Source organism: Motiliproteus sp. (assembly GCF_965230735.1).
Lineage (GTDB): Bacteria > Pseudomonadota > Gammaproteobacteria > Pseudomonadales > Balneatricaceae > Motiliproteus.
On record NZ_OZ246016.1, the window covers coordinates 3,370,072 to 3,386,917 of the forward strand.

Genomic DNA, 16,846 nt, shown 5'->3' on the forward strand with positions numbered 1-16,846 from the left:
AGCTACCCGTTAGCGGCACTTTGGGACGGCTGCTCCGGCAGATACTGAGAACCGAACAGCCGCCGGATATCCTCCAATACCAGGTAGTTGACCGGCACGATCAGCAAGGTGATCAGGGTCGCAAACAGGATGCCGAAACCGAGCGAGACCGCCATCGGGATCAGGAACTGGGCTTGGGTGCTCTTCTCCAGAATCAGCGGCGTCAAACCACAGAAGGTCGTCAGCGAGGTCAGCATCACCGCCCGGAAACGAGCCGCGCCCGCCACTCTGACCGCCTGCTGCAGCGGCATTCCCGAACGCCGCATCCGGTTCACGTAATCGACCAGCACCAGAGAGTCGTTGACCACCACCCCGGTCAACGCCAACATTCCCATCAGGCTCATGATCGTCAGCGGCATCGCCATCAACCAATGCCCCATGATCGCGCCAACCAGCCCGAACGGAATCACCGACATCACGATCAACGGTTGGGCATAGGACTTGAATGGGATAGCTAGCAGCGCAAACACCACAAACAGCACCCCGGCGCCACCCCAGATCAAGCCCTGGAAGGATTCGCGCTGTTCCTTGGCCTCACCCTCGAAGCTGTAACGAACTCCCGGGTAGTCCAGCAGCAGCTCGTCGATATAGGCCTTCATATCACGCTTGATCGCCTCGATATCGGCCAACTCTTTATCGGCATCAGCCTTGACGCTACCGGTACGCATCCGCTCGACCCGATTGATCGACTCCGGACTGCGCCCCGGCGTCAGGCTCGCCACTTCGGTGAACGGCACCTCTACCCCATCGCGGGTGCGGACCAACAGCCGGTCCAGGGTTTCCAGCGATTCCCGCTCACTGACGGGGTAGCGAACCCAAACCTTAACTTCGTCCCTACCCCGCAACAGTCGTTGAATCTCAAACCCGAAGAACGCCTGGCGCACCTGAATCGCCAGATCGGTCAGATCCAGCCCCAACTGCTCGGCGGCCGGCTTCAGCGCCAACTGCAGTTCCTGCTTACCGCCGAGCATGGTGTCGGTGATATCAAACAGGTGCGGATAGGTGGCCAACTTGCTGCGTACCGCTTCCACCAGCGTTTTCAGCTGATCCAGGTCGTGGCCCTTGAAGCGAATATCGATCGGATCACCACCCCGGCCGATCTCGGCCCGGTAGGTCAGCGTTTCGGCGCCGGTGATGGTACCCACCCGCTTGCGCCAGGATTGAACCAACTGGGAGCTGGTCACATCGAGGGTACGCTCTTCCGGCGCCACGATTTCAAACTGCACCCGTCCCTTGTGGGGACCGCCGGTGCCACTGACCGACAGGATATGCTGGATCACACTCTCGCCGGTCTCCGGATCCCGATACTCATTCTGGACCCACTGAGCCGCTTCAGTCAGCCGATCAACCTGCGCTTCGGTCACCGCAAACGGGGTGCCGGCCGGCATACTCAGACTGGCGGTCGCGATCTCGTGCTGTACCCGAGGGAAGAAAATAAACCGGGTCCAGCCGCCGACCACACTGGCAAAAACCATCAGCATGATGCCGAACATCGCTGCCCAGGCGATGTAGCGATGAGCCAACACCCAGTTCAGCACCGGACTGTATATCCGGGCGATAAAACGCTCCAGCCCTTGGGCAATACCCTGCTGAAAACGACTGATCCAACTGTCGTTGTTGATCGGTTTCATGTGCCGCAAATGCGCCGGCAGGATCAATTTCGACTCCACCAGCGAGAACAGCAGCACCGGGATCACGATATAGGGAATCTGAGCGAAGATCTGGCCCCGCTGCCCCTCCACCAACATCAACGGCACGAAGGCGGCCACGGTGGTCAGCACCCCGAAGGTGACCGGCACCGCCACCTCTTGGGTTCCTTCGATCGCCGAGCGCATCGCATCGCCGTTACGGCAAAAATGGGTGTAGATATTCTCACCGGTCACGATGGCATCATCGACCACGATACCCAGCACCAGAATAAAGGCGAACAGACTGATCATGTTCAGCGTCACGCCGATCTCCGGCATCATCAGGATGCCGCCCATAAAACAGATCGGAATGCCGACGCAGACCCAGAAAGCGACCTGTGGGCGCAGAAACAGGGCCAACAGCGCGATAACCAGCAAGCCGCCCTGGATCGCACTCTTGTTCAAAGTCTGGAGACGGGCCTTGACGATCTTGGAGCGGTCGCGCCAGTAGTTGATCGATACGCCTTCGGGCAGGCGTTCACGCTGAGCCTCAATGTACTCCTTGACCTGATCGGCCAATACGATCGAGTTCTGATCACCGATCCGATACACATCGATCGCCATGGCCGGCTGACCATCGAAGCGCAGCTTGACCTGATCCTCTTCGAAGCCATCCCGGATTCGAGCAATATCACCCAGCTCGATCCGACTGCCGTCGACACCGGACACCACCACAATCTTCTCAAACTGGTCGGCGGTATAGGCCTGGCCTTTGGTTCTGACCAGGATATCGGCCCCCTGGGTGCGGATATTTCCGGCCGACAGATCCAACGAACCGCGCCGCACGGTCTCGGCCACCTGGGCCAGTGTCAGGCCGTATTCGCGCAGCACCGCCTCGGGCAGTTCGATCGAGATCTCGTATTCGCGCGGGCTGTCAATTTTGACCTGGGTAACATCGGGCAGGGCCGAGATATCATCCCGAACCCGTTCGGCCAACTGCCGCAACTCAAGCTCGGAGCGCTCGCCGTAGATCACCACGCTGAGGACCTCGCGGGTGGCCTGCACCAGCGTCACCGTCGGTCGTTCCGCCCCGTCAGGCAGAGTGTTGATCGCATCGACCCGGCTTTTAACATCATCGAGCAGCACCCGCTCGTCGTAGCCGGACTCCACTTCGACATGAATCGCCGCCGAGCCCTCGGTGGAGCGTGATACCAGATCGGCGATACCCTGCAGATCCTGCACCGCCTCTTCGACCCGGATACTGATCCCCTCTTCCACCTCAACCGGTGACGCACCGGGATAGCTGACCCGAACGGTAATCAGATCAAGTTCGATCTCGGGAAAGATCTCCAACGGAATACGATTGGCCAGTGAGTGCAGACCGGCACCGATAATCAGCACCATCAACAGATTGGCGGCGACCGGATTACGGGCGAACCAGGCGATCATGCCGTGCATCGGTTACTCCCGTTCCTCAGCACCGGTATCGACCGGGCTGCTGGCGACCAGTTCGGCCTGTTTTTGCGGCAACAGCTCGCCGTCGATCCTCGGCTGGACCAGAACGCCGGACTGGGTGCCTCCCAGTGGGGTCAAACTGAGCAGATCCCCCTGGCTGAAACCATCGGCCACCACCACCTCGGTACGGTTCATCCACAAAGGTTCGACGGTACGCGGTTGCAACCGCCCCTGTTCGATCACCATCACCCGATGATCCTGCGACATCGCTGCACGTGGCAGCACAAAGACCGTTTCGAGCCGCTGACCTTCGATCCGCGCTTCCACGAACTGACCGATTTTCAACGGCGGATTACCCTGGGGCCCTAAACTGTAGGGGTCTTCGACCTGGGCCACCACAAAGAGCTGCCTGGAGCGGCTGTCGATCGCCCCCTCGACCCGAATAATCTTGCCCTGCCATTCGTAGCGGTTACGACCGATCTGGGTACTCAGAACCACCTTGGGAAGCGCCGAACTGGTGAACTCGCCGCCGCGATACTGCTCCGGCAGATCGATATACTCCAGCTGGCGGTTACTCAACGGCAACCGGACTTCGACATAGTCGACCGCGAAGATCTCCCCGAGGGCGGTGCCGTTGGACACCACCTGTCCCAGGTCCACCGATTTGGACAGTACCCGCCCGGCATAAGGCGCTCGAATTTTGGTCCGCTCCAGATTAAGCTTGGCAGTCGATAACTGCGCTTTGGCCGACGCGATGGCCGCTTTGGCCGCGGCCAACTGCGGTTTTCTCAACACCAGCTCCGACGCCTTGCCCTTACCCAAGCGTTGCCAGTCCCGCACCGCCTGATCCGAGCGCGCCTGCTCCTCCTTCAACTGCGCCCGAGCCTGGGCCAGCGCCGCTTCGGCGACTTCGACCGAGGCCAGGTAATCACGCTCATCGATCTGCATCAGCAGATCACCGGCCTCGAAAAAAGCCCCTTCACGGAACTGCTCCGACAGTGCCGTGACGGCGCCTCCGACCTGCGCCACCAGCTGACTTTCGGTACGCGGCTTAACCGTACCGTAGGATTCCAGCTCTATCTGGTAGGCCTGTGGCTGCAATCGCGTCGCATCGACACGCTGCGCCTTCGGCGGCGGGCTCTTACGGGTGGCGGCTTCCGGCTTATGAGTGACGATATAGTTGGCCCCGGCAATGCCCAGGCCCAGCAGCAGCAGCGGCACAATCAGCTTGATCCAGAAACTGGTGCGCGAACTCATGATCAGGGGCTTCCTTGAAGTGAAGTTAATTCGGTTCCAACGGCCAGTTCAGCTTCCGGGACCGAGCGCTCGAAATCACCGCCGAGTGCCAGGTACAGATCGATTCGATTCTGTAGTTGCTGATTGAGGGCCTGGGTGTAACTGCTGCGAGCCTCAAAGGCACTGCGCTGGGCTTCGAGCAGGGTGATGTACTGCACCAGTCCAGCCTGGTACTGCTCCGCCGCCAACTGTTCGGCCAGTTGGTACTCGACCACACTGATCTGCGACTGCTCGACAACCCGTGTCAGTTGTCGCTCCTGCTGCAACGCCGTTTCTACCTCATCAAAGGCATTGAGCACCGTATCCCGATACAAGGCCTCACGCTGTTGAGCCTGGGCCAATGCCCGCGCTTCCAACGCCTCCAGGCGTCCCCCATCAAGCAACGGCTGGCTCAATCCACCCAACAACGACCAAACCAGTGAATCTCCCCGGAGCAACCGATCCAGTTGATCGCTGCTGCTACCGTAGGACCCGGTCAGCGAGAAGCTGGGGAAACGATCTTTGTGGCTTCGATCCAACCGGGCCCAGGCACCCTGAACCCGAAGTTGCGCCGCACGGATATCGTAGCGGCGTTGCAGCAGCTCCGACGGCACCCCGGCCGGTATCGTCTCGGGCAACGGCGGCAAATCCGGCGTCAAAGCCTGCTGGTTAGCTGGATAGCGCCCCATCAGCAGTTCCAGCTGACGCACCGCGCTACCCAAGGCCTGCTGTCGGGTCGACAGACGGCTTCGCTCAGCGGCAAGATTGGCACGGGCCAGATGGATATCCAACGCAGCGACCAAGCCGGCCTGATAGCCCTCTTCCAGCACTTCCAGCCGATCGGCCAGCACCGACACCAACTGCCGGCTCAACTCCACCTGCTGACCGGCTTCAACGCTATTGAACCAGGCCTTGGCGACAGCGGCAGCCAGCGAGAGCCGCGCAGAACGATAGTCCTGCAGCAGTGCCTGACGATCGATCTCCGCGGCGCGAGCGCTGTCAGACAGTTTATTCCACAGGTCCAGCTCCCAACCAAACGTCAGCGTTGCACTGAACTGATTACTATCGTTCGAGCCCGTACCGGAACGGCCCGCCTGGGCACCGGCGGTTAAAGTGGGTTGACGCTCCGCGCCGGCAATCCGAGCCTGAGCCTCGGCTTCAGCCAGCAACGCCCGGGTATTCTGTAACTGAGGGTTTTGCTGCAGCGCCTGATCGACCAGTTCGGCCAACTTGGGTGCCTGCAGGCGTTGCAGCCAACCCTGCGGCTGACCCTCAATGTGCTCAACCCGAGATAACCAGTAGTCAGGCGGTTCCGGCGCCTGCAGCTGCCGTTCCGGCAGCTCAACCCAACTCGCACAACCCGCCAGCAAACCAATGACCCCCAACATCAGATACCTGGCCGGATTCACACAGGCCATAGCACCAATGAAGCGGTTCGATTGTTGATTACTGGGTGCTTCCACGTGCACGCTACACTCCGAAAGGTCGGACTTATGCAAAAAAGCTAATGCTACTGCGTCAAATCAGTCACTGCAGCCTTATTTACAACCATTTACGTAACTCTACCGGCTTCTCCAGCCTCAGTCTTGTGCCGAAATTAAGAGCACTGCGTTGGTGCTGAGTGCTGCCAATCATTTTGACTGGCGCAGCAGCCTACGCAGGGATTCCACCCTGCGGCGGTTGGCTCCCAAGTCGCTATAACCTACCCGAGAGCCGGAGCGGATATGCATCAGGCCGTTTTCCCCGTCCAACCGCAGCTCAACATCATCAATAAATCCGTACAAGGAACTGCGAAACTCGCAACCCAGGTAGCCAGGCCGTTGCACCACTATCTTGCCACCCAAGCTCCCAATCTGCTGCGCCGTTAGCCTCAGCACATGCTCCTCGGCCGAGGTCGGGAAAAACTCATCAATAACGAAAGCCTCAACCCGGTGATCCTGATCCGTACCGGGCTCGCTACTGACACAGTTAGGGCGTGTACCACAGTCAGCCAGCCGCCCCTCGATCAGCCCCGGCAACTGTGCCTGCTGGGACTGACGGGCTTTGTAAAAGAAGCTGAGGCTCTGCATGACCAGCAACAGCAGCGCCAGGATAAGTAGTGTCTTGACCATCCGTTTCAACATATCCTTCAAACAGTTCGGGATTGCTGCTTCAGCGCGGCAGCTTTGAGTGCCACGTCAAAAGCCCGACTTCCCCACAACCTCATCAACGCCTGCTCTTCAATAACCGACTCCGGCGCCTGGTAGTAGTTCAATGCACAGGGCTTACCTGCGCGGAAATACCGAAACGGTTCCAACCCCTGCGCCTCATAATCGGCGCGGGTCTGGTCATCAACCTTCAAATACAGATCCTGGCCATCGACCAAAGCGAACATCAATCCTTGCAGAAAGATACCGTAGCCGCCGAACATCCTTCTTGCCTCAACAGGGCCGAGAACCTGCATCAAATCCAGCAAGTGAGAGACAAACTCATTCTTTTTTTCGCCATCACCCCGCCTCTGATTTGGGAAACCAAACCACATCCCGAATGGCTTACCACCTTAATTTTAGGTGATAGGGCCATCTCGATAACTACCCATCGGCGCCACTACTCGTTCGGTTTCATCCTGCAGGCCATGCTCAGGCAAAAAAAAGGCCTGCAACTGCAGGCCGTTTCGATCCAGCGGGAATCTGTCCCGGTTACTTCACCACTTTCAGTGATGGCCGGGAGCTTTTTGGCGCCTTGCTATCGGTAGACGGCGTTGGCGGCGTGCTGGGCGGCTCAGGCTGCGGCGCACCCGGCTCATGACCAAAGCTCATTCCCTGACCGGTCTCTTTGGCGTAGATCGCCATCACCGCAACCACCGGAACGTAGACCTGCATCGGCACCCCGCCGAAACGAGCACTGAAGCTGATAGCATCATTGTCGATCAGCAGGTTCTGCACCGCGGTGACCGAAATATTCAGCACAATCTGTCCCTCGCTGACATATTCCCTGGGAACATCAACCCCCTGTACACCGGCATCGACGACAATGTAGGGCGTACTCTGGTTATCCAGAATCCAATCGTTGAGCGCGCGGATTAGGTAGGGACGGCTTGGGGTCATATTCTCGTGGCTCCTGATTCGATGGTCCTAGAATACACGGATGAGCATTACTTCGGCAGTGGCAACTGTATAAAAAAAGGGGTGTTTCCACCCCTTTTTTGGTTCTTGCTTCTCAGTCGCTTAGCGCATTTCACGCTCAGTTTCTGACAGGCTCTGCTGGAACGCTTCACGCTCAAACAGACGATCCATGTACTGCTCCAGCGGCTTAGCCTGAGCCGGCAGCTCGATGCCCAGCATCGGCAGACGCCACAACAACGGAGCCAGACAACAATCAACCAGTGTGAACTCTTCGCTCATGAAGTACGGCTTCTCTGAGAAGATCGGCGCGATGGCCACCAGACCGTCACGCAGCTCCGCACGGGCACTATCGACCTCATCGGCGTCAACAGAGTTAAGGATTACCTCAACCAGACGACACCAATCCTTCTCAATCCGGTGCATATACAGACGGCTTTCGGCACGAGCCACCGGATAGACCGGTAACAGCGGCGGGTGCGGGAAACGCTCGTCCAGATACTCCATCATGATGTTCGGCTCGTACAGCACCAGCTCACGGTCCACCAGCGTCGGCAGACTCTTGTACGGGTTGATATCAGCCAGTTCCTGAGGCGCGTTGTCCAGGTCAGTATCTTCGATATCAACCGCTACACCCTTCTCCGCCAGTACGATGCGGACCCGATGACTGTAATGATCAGCGCCATCAGAGAAAAAGGTCATTGAGGAACGTTTTGCCGTTACACCCATCTAGTTCACCTTGCCAAAATTCACGATAGTAAAAACAGAAAAACGCGACCCACCTAATCAGCGGGCCGCGTGTGTTCGGAAGGCTGCCGCCAGCGGCAACCGTTATCCGATCAGTGCTTCTCTCTCCAAGAGCCGCTCTTGACGTCGCGCCAGTATTCTTTCTTCAGCAGATAAGCGAATACAAACAGGATCGCCAGGAAGATCAGCACTTTCATGCCAAGCTTGCCGCTGACCATCTTCGACGGCTCACCGATGTAGGACATGAAGTTGGTCAGGTCGTACATGGCTTTGTCGAACTCTTCCGGGGTCATAGAACCCTGCTCGATCAGCTCGAACTCTTCACAGTTCTCGCCTTTACAGACCTGCACACCCTGCATGCCCTGCAGTACGTTAGGCATACCAACGTCCGGGAAGACCTTGTTGTTGACGCCCCACTGTTTGGACTCATCAACGTAGAAGCTCTTCAGATAGGTGTATACCCAAGCATCACCACGCAGACGCGCTTCCAGGGTCAGGTCGGGCGGCGGCGCACCGAACCAGTTGGCCGCGTCTTCAGCGCTCATGCCGATGGTCATGTGCTCACCGATCTTCTTGTCACCGACGATCAGGTTCTCTTCGACGTAGGACTTGTCCATCTCCAGGTCATCAGCGGCACGCTCGTAACGCTGGTACTTGGCAGAGTGACAGCCCATGCAGTTCTCAACAAACAGCTTCATGCCGTTTTGCAGAGACTCTTTGTCATCCAGATTTGCTTCGAACGGCAGCAAATCCACCTTTGCACCCGCAGCCATGACGGACATGGGCAGCAGCGCAATCAGTAGTGCGATAAATTGCTTTTTCATTAGCCTGTCACCCTTTCCGGTACCGGTTTGGTGGAGTCGATTTTGCTGTACCACGGCATCGCCAGGAAGAACACGAAGTACAGAGTGGTGGTGATCTGAGCAACCACGGTGCGGCCCGGAGTGGACGGCAGCGCGCCCAGAACACCGAGGATCACGAAGGATACCGCGAAGACCACCAGCATGATCTTGCAGATCATACCCTTGTAGCGAATCGACTTGACCGGGCTCTTGTCGAGCCAAGGCAGTACGAACAGGATCGCGATGGCAGCGCCCATCACAACAACACCCCAGAACTTCGCATCAACACCGAACAGCGGGTAGGTTACCGCACGCAGCATGGCGTAGAACGGTGTGAAGTACCAAACCGGGGCGATGTGATCCGGCGTCTTCAGCGCGTTAGCCGGCTCGAAGTTGGGCTTCTCGATGAAGTAGCCACCACCTTCGGGGAAGAAGAACACCACGATGCAGAACACGAACAGGAACACGACCACACCGACGATATCCTTAACGGAGTAGTACGGATGGAACGGGATGCCGTCAACCGGAATACCTTTCTCGTCCTTGTTCTTCTTGATCTCGATACCGTCAGGGTTGTTGGAACCCACTTCGTGCAGCGCCAGGATGTGAAGAACAACCAGAGCCAACAGCACGATCGGCAGTGCGATTACGTGCAGCGAGAAGAAGCGGTTCAGGGTGATGCCGGAGATCAGGTAGTCACCACGGATCCACTGCTGCAGGTCTTCACCTACGTAGGGGATCGCGCCGAACAGCGAGATGATAACCTGGGCACCCCAGTAAGACATCTGACCCCAAGGCAGCAGATAGCCCATGAAGGCTTCAGCCATCAGCGCCAGGTAGATTGCCATACCGAACAGCCAGATCAGCTCACGCGGGTTACGGTAGGAACCGTACATCAGGCCGCGGAACATGTGCAGGTATACCACCACGAAGAATGCCGAAGCACCGGTGGAGTGCAGGTAACGCAGCAACCAGCCGTATTCAACATCACGCATGATGTATTCGACCGAGGCAAAAGCGCCTTCGGCGGTCGGGGTGTAGCTCATGGTCAGCCAGATACCGGTAACGATCTGGTTAACCAGAACCAGCAGTGCCAGTGAGCCAAAGAAGTACCAGAAGTTAAAGTTCTTCGGGGCGTAGTATTTGCTCAGGTGGTCTTCCCACATCTGAGTGGCCGGGAAGCGGTCATCGACCCAGCGCATCAGGCCTTTTTCAGCCTTGCTTCGATTTGGATTTCCCATTATGCAGTCCCCTCAGGATCGATACCGATAACGATGACGTTGTCGCTCTCGTAGGAGTGCGGCGGGATCACCAGGTTGGTCGGGGCAGGTACGCCGGCGTAAACGCGACCTGACAGGTCAAACTTGGAACCGTGACACGGGCAGAAGAAGCCACCCAGCCAGTCAGCGCCACCCAGGTCTTCCGCACCGATTTCGGGGCGGTAGGTCGGCGAACAGCCAAGGTGAGTACAGATACCGGTCATTACCATGATCTCAGGCTTCAGAGAGCGCTCAGCAGTCTTGGGAATGTAATCCGGCTGCTGCGGCTTCTCGGAATTCGGATCAGCGAGCGTATCGTTCAGTTTCTCCAGGTTCGCCAGCGACTCCTCGGTACGGCGGACGATCCAGACTGGCTTACCACGCCACTCGACGATCATCTGCTGACCCGGCTCCAGCTTGCTGATGTCGGCCTTCGCCGGGGCACCTGCTGCCTTCGCCTTCGCACTGGGATTCCAAGAAGCTACGAATGGCACCGCGGCCCCGACAGCACCCACCGCCCCTAGTACGGACGTGGAGGCCAGCAGGAAACGACGGCGTCCATTGTTTTCGCCTTCATTACTCATCAAGGTCTCTCCCATTGATCAACCATTGTGCAGCGAAGCACTGCCGTCTGGCTGATTAGATTTTTAATCTGTTTTGTCGGTCACAAAAATGGCCGAAATTTTAAAGAGATTGGCGCTTTCTGACAAGGTTAGCGCGGTCTTTTTTGCAGTGCGTTATACCAATGATCGCACTCGCTCAACGGCTTAACCGCAGCGGACCAACGCCCGCGACCGTACCCACCCCGCCTGGTCGGCCCACAAAGACAGCGTTAGGCTCGCTCAAACAGAATACCGAGACCAACCGCAGCAAGGCCTGGCAGGCAGCGCACAAGCAAACAGCATCGACGCCCATCCAAAAAAAAACGCCCGATCTGATGACCGGGCGTTTTCTGTAACCGTATATCCGTGCGATTAACGCTTGGAGAACTGCGGCTTCTTACGGGCCTTACGCAGACCGACTTTCTTACGCTCAACTTCACGAGCGTCACGGGTAACGTAACCCGCTTTACGCAGAGTCGGACGCAGAGTCTCGTCGTACTCCATCAGAGCACGGGTGATGCCGTGACGGATCGCACCGGCCTGACCGAAGCTACCACCACCGGCAACGGTGATGTACAGGTCAAACTTTTCGACGTTCTCGGTCAGTTCCAGCGGCTGCTTAACGATCATGCGAGCAACCTGACGGCCGAAGTACTGCTCCAGAGAGCGGCCGTTGATTTCGATGTTACCAGTACCCGGCTTCAGGAAGACACGTGCAGTGGAGGTCTTACGACGACCGGTACCGTAGTATTGAGTAGTAGACATTTATCCGCCTTCCTTACAGTTTCAGTTCTTGAGGTTGCTGTGCTGCATGGGGATGCTCGCCGCCGGCGTAAACCTTCAGTTTGGAGAACATCGCACGACCCAGCGGCCCCTTGGGCAGCATACCCTTAACGGCGGACTCGATTACGCGCTGCGGCGCCTTGTCGATCTGCTTCTCGAAGGAGATGGACTTCAGGCCACCGATGTAACCGGTGTGGTGGTGGTACATCTTGTCAGTGGCTTTCTTACCAGTGACGTGTACCTTCTCAGCATTAACGACAACGATGTAGTCGCCAGTGTCAACGTGAGGAGTGTACTCGGGCTTGTGCTTGCCGCGCAGACGACGGGCGATCTCGGTGGCCAGACGACCCAGAGTCTTACCTTCTGCGTCAACAACAAACCACTCGCGCTTAACTTCAGCGGGCTTAGTGCTAACTGTATACATGAGTTTTGCCTTTTCTTCCCCGAACCTTAAAGATTCGGCGTTTCCTATAGTTATTGGTTGCCACACCGTAAACCACATTCTGACGGTGGCTATCGGCCTGTTGTGACAACTTACTTACTGGTTAAAACCGCGGCGGGCAAATCGGCCTGCCAAAAACGGACGGCGCATTATAGAGTAGTTACCAGAAGAAGCAAACCCCGAAAACACGACCAAAACGGCCTGCCGTCGGGGTTTGTTAAGGAACGAGCTTAATGCGCAGAAATCAGCGTTGATTCAGGAACTGACCCAGATCCGCGTCGGTCTTCTTGATGTGGTTGTTAAGCCAGTCACGCAGGTAGATGGCCAGCTCTTCGGCCGAGCTGGAGCCGTAGTTAAGCGCCACATCCGCCACCTTATCGCGCATTTCCTGATGCTGACGCTTATGCTCCACGCTGTCGGGATACTCGTGCGCGTCCATCTCCTTCTCTTCACGGGCGAAGTGCTCGTTGGTGTAATCAACCAGCTCTTTCAACGCCGCCTGCTCGAAGGCCTCGCCTTTCTGGTACACCGCCGCGGTGTAGAAGGCGTCCAGCAGCTCGAACAGTCGCTTATGGTCATCGTCGATCTCAGCGATACCCACACTCAGGCTATCATCCCAGCGAATCCGCTTGGATTCCGTTACCCGCTGCTGCAGGTAGGCGCAAGCGACTATCAGAATAACACTGAACCAGGGCAGCGGATGTGCAAAGCCCATCAGCACAAAGCCGATCACAGCAAAAGTCACCAGCACAAGCATCGACAAGGCCAGCAGCGTGCTTTGCAGTTTCGGGGACATAGTCGGTTCTCCTAATCGCTCGAACAAAAAATAGCGCTCGGCATCCAACGGGAACAACAAGCACCAGAGGCGAGTCTATCGCTTCCCAATCCAGGGGAATTTAATTTAAGTCAAAAACTGCCAGATATTAGGTCAACCGTCGAAAATCGACGACAGCCTAAGCTTTGTGCTCCCGCGACAGGTATTCGTGGGATTGCATCTCCAATAACCGACTGGTGGTCCGCTCAAACGGAAACTCCAGCTGACCACCGCCGTAGATCTGCGCCAGCGGCACCTCTGCCGACAGAATCAGCTTAACCCCGCAGTCGTAGAACTCATCGATCAGATTGATAAAACGCCGGGCCTGATCATCCTTGTCACCACCGAGCTGCGGCACATTGGAGATCAGCACCGCATGGTAGAGCTTGGCGATCTCGATATAGTCGTTCTGCGAACGCGGGCCGTCGCAAAGCGCGTCAAAATCGAACCAGATCACATCCTCACAGCTTCGACGTGAATGAATCGCCCGGCCGTTGATATCAATCACCAGCCCGTTGATCGCATCGCGTACATCCGGCGCCAAGCTTTCAAAGCTGCGATTGAGACTGGCATCGGCTTCCTCGTCGAGCGGGTAATGGTATAGCTCCGCCTGCTCCAAGGCCCGCAGCCGATAATCCACACCACCGTCAACATTGACCACATCAGTGCGCTCATTCAACAGTGCGATGGCCGGCAGGAAGCGTGCCCGCTGCAGACCATTCTCGTAGAGCAGATCGGGGACAATATTGGACGTCGCCACCAGTGCTACACCATGGCCGAACAGCTTTTCCATCAGGCCGCCGAGGATCATCGCATCGGTGATATCGGTAACAAAGAATTCATCAAAACAGATCACTTCCGCTTCGGAAGCAAACTTGCCCGCCACCAGATCCAGCGGGTTCTTCTCCCCCTCAAGGGCGGTCAACTCCGAGTGGACCCGCTGCATGAAGCGGTGAAAGTGAGTCCGCATCTTGGTCTGAAACGGCAGACTGTCGTAAAACAGATCCATCAGGTAGGTCTTTCCGCGCCCGACACCACCCCAGAAATAAAGTCCCTGCACCGATGTTACCTGAGACTTTTTAAAGCGCTGTCCCAGCCGTTGAATCAGCTTCGGCTTGGGCTGATTGCGCCGGGCCAGCAGATCATCGTAGAGGCGCTGCAGATGTTTTACCGCCATCTCCTGGGCTGGATCGTACTGGAAGTCGTCGCGTTCAAGATCCTGGCGGTAGCGCGCCAGCGGCGTCAGTGAGGTCATGGTAGCCTTGCATGGTCGAAAAAAACGTCGGCCACTTTACCCATTGCCCCCAACCTTGGCAATTCGCCCTTCGCTTAGGGAACCAACCAGGCCTCCGCCCTGAAAAACCGCGAAACAACGTTCAAACGGAAGTTTTAAAACCCGCTACAGCCCCCGACCCACCTGAACATCTACGACTTTAGTTTAACGCCCTGCCGATTCTTATCTCGATTGGATAATTTAGCTTGAATTGAACTTCACCACTCTCTAGCATCGCCCCATTGGATGTAGACAAGGTGTTGTTTTTCTAATGATAAGAGGGTTCACACTGATCCTGCTTTTCTGGATTCTGGGGGAAAGCCTGCACTTTCTCAGCGGCATTCCGATCAGTGGTAATGTGCTGGGCATGCTGTTGCTGTTTGGTTGGCTGATGCTCCGACAACAGGTCAGCCCGGAACTGGAGCGCAGCAGTCAGCTGCTGATCGCCCAACTCTCCCTCTTACTGCTGCCCGGTGGGGTCGGTCTGTTTTTCCTGGGCGATCGCATGCAAGGCCAGTGGTTGCCAGTTCTGGCCGCAATCGTGCTCGGCACCCTGCTATCGATGCTGTTCTGCGTCTGGCTGATGAAACGCCTGAGCCGGAAGATCGATACACCGAAGGAGACCGGCTGATGGAACAGCTCTCCGGCCTGATCGAGCACCTGAGCCAGACCCCTTTATTGCCGGTGGCACTGACCCTGATCGCCTTCCAGCTGGGAGTAGAGCTGTTCAACCGCCTCAAGCACCCCGCCTGGCTGCCCCCTATCGTCTCCGGCGGACTGATTCTGGTGCTGATGCTTTGGCTGCTGCCGCTGGATTATCCGAGCTACTACGAAGGTGCCCGCTGGCTCAGCTTCCTGCTTGGCCCCGCCACCGTGGCACTGGCAATCCCACTATTTCTTCAGTTCCATCATATCCGGGCGATGTTCAAGCCGATCACGGTCACACTGCTGATCGGCGCTCCGCTGGCCGCCGGGCTGGCGATGCTGATCGCCTGGGGCCTGGGTGCCGATACCAGGATTTTGATCTCACTGGCACCCAAGTCGGTCACCGCCCCGATCGCCGTCAGCCTGGCAGACCTGCTCGGCGGCATCGGCTCGTTGGCGGTGGGCATTGTTGCCTTGACCGGCGTGGTCGGGTCGTTGATGGCAGCCCCCATCTGCCGTTGGCTGAAATGCGACGATGAACGAATTCTCGGATTTACCATGGGGCTCAACGGTCACGGCATTGCCACCGCCAGAGCCTTCGAGATCAGTCCCACGACCGGGGCGTTTTCCAGTCTGGCAATGGGCTTAACCGGTGCCTATACCGCCCTGTTCTTACCCCTGCTATTTGGACTGATCGACTAAATGCTTATTAACAAAAATGCCATAGGGTCGTAACAAGGTAGCGACCATCTAACTCAAGGAAAGTACTGATTTACGGGAAGGAATCTGTCGACGGTTTTCAGTTGTACCGTTGAAACAGGGTGCCCACTGGACGATATGTCCTACCGGCACCGCGAACAAAGATACCGTTGAACCCAAGGCCGATCAGGCCTTTCCGCGAGGACAAACCGGTCATGAGACCCAGCAACAACGTCAATGCTTTTGCTCTGCTCGATGAAGTAGGCACCTTCTGCCGCGATCACAAGATTCAACCGGTACCGCTTAACTACATGGTGTCGTTTGAGCACCTCAGCGGTAACCACCCTGAACTGTCCGAAGAGCTGAACGAATACGTCAGTCTCGGACATCAGCTCAACCACTCTTTTATTCTGCAACTGCACCAGAACCATCTCGAACCCCAGGCTCAGGAGCTGATCGAGGGCACCCAGCAGGTGCAGCAGATGATCGACAGCCTGCTGACCTCGGTGCGCGACGGCAGCAACAGCGTCGACGAACTGACCCATAGCCTTGATGAAAACATCGGCGAGCTGTCCAACAAGCCCACACTTGAAAAACTGGAAAGCGTGGTTTCCAACCTGTTGCAAGCCTCGATGCAGGCCAAGAAGGATCAGCAGGCGCTGAACCAGAAACTGCAACAAGCCGAGGCCAATGCCGAAAAGCTGCAACAACAGCTGAACCAGACCCATAAGCAGGCGATGACCGATCCGCTCACCGGCATGCTCAACCGGACCGGAATGAGTTATCACCTGGAACGTTTACGCCAGCTCGACGATATCGCTCTTTCGATGGTGGTCTTCGATATCGACCACTTCAAACGTTTCAATGACAACTATGGCCATCTGCTGGGTGACAAGGTGTTGCAGCAGGTCGCCAATCAGATCAAACAGCTGATCGGCAAAGAGGACCTGGCCATCCGCTACGGCGGTGAAGAGATGCTGGTTATCCTGCCGCAGGCCAATTTGCCCCATGCGGTCAAAATCGCCGAACGCATCCGACAGCAGGTCAGCCAGGTCACCCTGGTCAACAAACGCACCAAACAGACCATTCCCAGCGTGACCCTGTCGGCCGGTGTTGCGCAGATGGCACCTAACGAAGATTGGCAGGATTGGCTGGAACGGGCCGACCAGGCTCTGTATCGAGCCAAGGATGCCGGCCGTAACCAGGTGATGGTCTCATCACTTAACGGCGCTACCTGAAACG

Annotated in this window: 17 protein-coding genes; 3 read left to right on the forward strand and 14 right to left on the reverse strand. The window is 57.1% G+C overall.

Translation table 11 applies throughout. The features are described 5' to 3' along the window. Positions 1 to 2: 2 nt before the first annotated feature. The 14 genes from ACO05M_RS15490 to zapE form a co-directional block, all read right to left on the reverse strand. On the reverse strand, positions 3 to 3,125 hold the full coding sequence (locus tag ACO05M_RS15490; RefSeq protein WP_421864828.1) for an efflux RND transporter permease subunit: 3,123 nt from the start codon (positions 3,123 to 3,125) through the stop codon (positions 3 to 5). Positions 3,126 to 3,128: 3 nt separating this feature from the next. Continuing rightward, positions 3,129 to 4,379, reverse strand: coding sequence for an efflux RND transporter periplasmic adaptor subunit (locus ACO05M_RS15495; RefSeq protein ID WP_421864831.1), 1,251 nt, complete (start codon positions 4,377 to 4,379; stop codon positions 3,129 to 3,131). 2 nt (positions 4,380 to 4,381) lie between these two features. Beyond that, positions 4,382 to 5,866 carry an efflux transporter outer membrane subunit gene (locus ACO05M_RS15500; protein WP_421864834.1) on the reverse strand — a complete coding sequence of 495 codons (1,485 nt, stop codon included), beginning with the start codon at positions 5,864 to 5,866 and terminating at the stop codon, positions 4,382 to 4,384. 162 nt (positions 5,867 to 6,028) lie between these two features. Continuing rightward, complete coding sequence (locus ACO05M_RS15505) at positions 6,029 to 6,508, reverse strand: DUF1499 domain-containing protein (RefSeq protein ID WP_421864837.1); 480 nt, start codon at positions 6,506 to 6,508, stop codon at positions 6,029 to 6,031. A gap of 17 nt (positions 6,509 to 6,525) precedes the next feature. Then, positions 6,526 to 6,918, reverse strand: a complete 393-nt coding sequence (locus ACO05M_RS15510) for a TfoX/Sxy family protein (RefSeq protein WP_421864838.1) — start codon at positions 6,916 to 6,918, stop codon at positions 6,526 to 6,528. A 157-nt stretch (positions 6,919 to 7,075) separates the two neighbouring features. Further along, positions 7,076 to 7,483: a ClpXP protease specificity-enhancing factor gene (locus ACO05M_RS15515; protein ID WP_421864840.1), complete on the reverse strand. Its 408-nt coding sequence runs from the start codon at positions 7,481 to 7,483 to the stop codon at positions 7,076 to 7,078. Between the two features lie 120 nt (positions 7,484 to 7,603). Next, positions 7,604 to 8,227 (reverse strand): stringent starvation protein SspA, encoded by a 624-nt coding sequence (gene sspA, locus ACO05M_RS15520; RefSeq protein ID WP_421864842.1) that lies wholly within the window; start codon positions 8,225 to 8,227, stop codon positions 7,604 to 7,606. A gap of 110 nt (positions 8,228 to 8,337) precedes the next feature. Next, entirely contained in the window at positions 8,338 to 9,069 is a 732-nt protein-coding gene (locus ACO05M_RS15525; RefSeq protein WP_421864844.1) for a cytochrome c1, read from the reverse strand. Next, a complete protein-coding gene (locus ACO05M_RS15530) occupies positions 9,069 to 10,328 on the reverse strand; it encodes a cytochrome b (RefSeq protein WP_114695595.1) in 1,260 nt (419 codons plus the stop codon). Before ACO05M_RS15530 ends, ACO05M_RS15525 begins: the two co-directional genes overlap by 1 nt. Then, positions 10,328 to 10,930: a ubiquinol-cytochrome c reductase iron-sulfur subunit gene (gene petA / locus ACO05M_RS15535; RefSeq protein ID WP_421864847.1), complete on the reverse strand. Its 603-nt coding sequence runs from the start codon at positions 10,928 to 10,930 to the stop codon at positions 10,328 to 10,330. The genes ACO05M_RS15530 and petA overlap by 1 nt, the downstream gene beginning before the upstream one ends. Before the next feature lie 390 nt (positions 10,931 to 11,320). After that, entirely contained in the window at positions 11,321 to 11,713 is a 393-nt protein-coding gene (gene rpsI, locus ACO05M_RS15540) for a 30S ribosomal protein S9 (protein WP_421864849.1), read from the reverse strand. Positions 11,714 to 11,726: 13 nt separating this feature from the next. Further along, a complete protein-coding gene (gene rplM / locus ACO05M_RS15545) occupies positions 11,727 to 12,155 on the reverse strand; it encodes a 50S ribosomal protein L13 (RefSeq protein WP_114695592.1) in 429 nt (142 codons plus the stop codon). Positions 12,156 to 12,417: 262 nt separating this feature from the next. Continuing rightward, positions 12,418 to 12,969, reverse strand: coding sequence for a bacteriohemerythrin (locus ACO05M_RS15550; protein WP_421864854.1), 552 nt, complete (start codon positions 12,967 to 12,969; stop codon positions 12,418 to 12,420). Between the two features lie 157 nt (positions 12,970 to 13,126). Beyond that, positions 13,127 to 14,233, reverse strand: coding sequence for a cell division protein ZapE (gene zapE / locus ACO05M_RS15555; protein WP_421870759.1), 1,107 nt, complete (start codon positions 14,231 to 14,233; stop codon positions 13,127 to 13,129). A gap of 298 nt (positions 14,234 to 14,531) precedes the next feature. Here zapE and ACO05M_RS15560 point away from each other — a divergent pair, with 298 nt between their 5' ends. The 3 genes from ACO05M_RS15560 (at position 14,532) to ACO05M_RS15570 (ending at position 16,842) form a co-directional block, all read left to right on the forward strand. Beyond that, complete coding sequence (locus tag ACO05M_RS15560; RefSeq protein WP_421864858.1) at positions 14,532 to 14,891, forward strand: CidA/LrgA family protein; 360 nt, start codon at positions 14,532 to 14,534, stop codon at positions 14,889 to 14,891. Continuing rightward, entirely contained in the window at positions 14,891 to 15,607 is a 717-nt protein-coding gene (locus tag ACO05M_RS15565) for an LrgB family protein (RefSeq protein ID WP_421864861.1), read from the forward strand. Before ACO05M_RS15560 ends, ACO05M_RS15565 begins: the two co-directional genes overlap by 1 nt. 212 nt (positions 15,608 to 15,819) lie before the next feature. After that, positions 15,820 to 16,842 carry a GGDEF domain-containing protein gene (locus ACO05M_RS15570; RefSeq protein ID WP_421864865.1) on the forward strand — a complete coding sequence of 341 codons (1,023 nt, stop codon included), beginning with the start codon at positions 15,820 to 15,822 and terminating at the stop codon, positions 16,840 to 16,842. Positions 16,843 to 16,846 lie beyond the last annotated feature (4 nt).

What these genes read in the sequence shown, in the direction of transcription:
- rplM (WP_114695592.1), bottom strand. Translation starts at nt 12,155, where the DNA reads ATGTATACAGTTAGCACTAAGCCCGCTGAAGTTAAGCGCGAGTGGTTT.
- ACO05M_RS15570 (WP_421864865.1), top strand. Translation starts at nt 15,820, where the DNA reads ATGAGACCCAGCAACAACGTCAATGCTTTTGCTCTGCTCGATGAAGTA.
- ACO05M_RS15530 (WP_114695595.1), bottom strand. Translation starts at nt 10,328, where the DNA reads ATGGGAAATCCAAATCGAAGCAAGGCTGAAAAAGGCCTGATGCGCTGG.
- ACO05M_RS15510 (WP_421864838.1), bottom strand. Translation starts at nt 6,918, where the DNA reads ATGTGGTTTGGTTTCCCAAATCAGAGGCGGGGTGATGGCGAAAAAAAG.
- sspA (WP_421864842.1), bottom strand. Translation starts at nt 8,227, where the DNA reads ATGGGTGTAACGGCAAAACGTTCCTCAATGACCTTTTTCTCTGATGGC.
- rpsI (WP_421864849.1), bottom strand. Translation starts at nt 11,713, where the DNA reads ATGTCTACTACTCAATACTACGGTACCGGTCGTCGTAAGACCTCCACT.
- ACO05M_RS15490 (WP_421864828.1), bottom strand. Translation starts at nt 3,125, where the DNA reads ATGCACGGCATGATCGCCTGGTTCGCCCGTAATCCGGTCGCCGCCAAT.
- ACO05M_RS15565 (WP_421864861.1), top strand. Translation starts at nt 14,891, where the DNA reads ATGGAACAGCTCTCCGGCCTGATCGAGCACCTGAGCCAGACCCCTTTA.
- ACO05M_RS15495 (WP_421864831.1), bottom strand. Translation starts at nt 4,379, where the DNA reads ATGAGTTCGCGCACCAGTTTCTGGATCAAGCTGATTGTGCCGCTGCTG.
- ACO05M_RS15515 (WP_421864840.1), bottom strand. Translation starts at nt 7,483, where the DNA reads ATGACCCCAAGCCGTCCCTACCTAATCCGCGCGCTCAACGATTGGATT.
- ACO05M_RS15560 (WP_421864858.1), top strand. Translation starts at nt 14,532, where the DNA reads ATGATAAGAGGGTTCACACTGATCCTGCTTTTCTGGATTCTGGGGGAA.
- ACO05M_RS15550 (WP_421864854.1), bottom strand. Translation starts at nt 12,969, where the DNA reads ATGTCCCCGAAACTGCAAAGCACGCTGCTGGCCTTGTCGATGCTTGTG.
- ACO05M_RS15525 (WP_421864844.1), bottom strand. Translation starts at nt 9,069, where the DNA reads ATGAAAAAGCAATTTATCGCACTACTGATTGCGCTGCTGCCCATGTCC.
- ACO05M_RS15505 (WP_421864837.1), bottom strand. Translation starts at nt 6,508, where the DNA reads ATGGTCAAGACACTACTTATCCTGGCGCTGCTGTTGCTGGTCATGCAG.
- petA (WP_421864847.1), bottom strand. Translation starts at nt 10,930, where the DNA reads ATGAGTAATGAAGGCGAAAACAATGGACGCCGTCGTTTCCTGCTGGCC.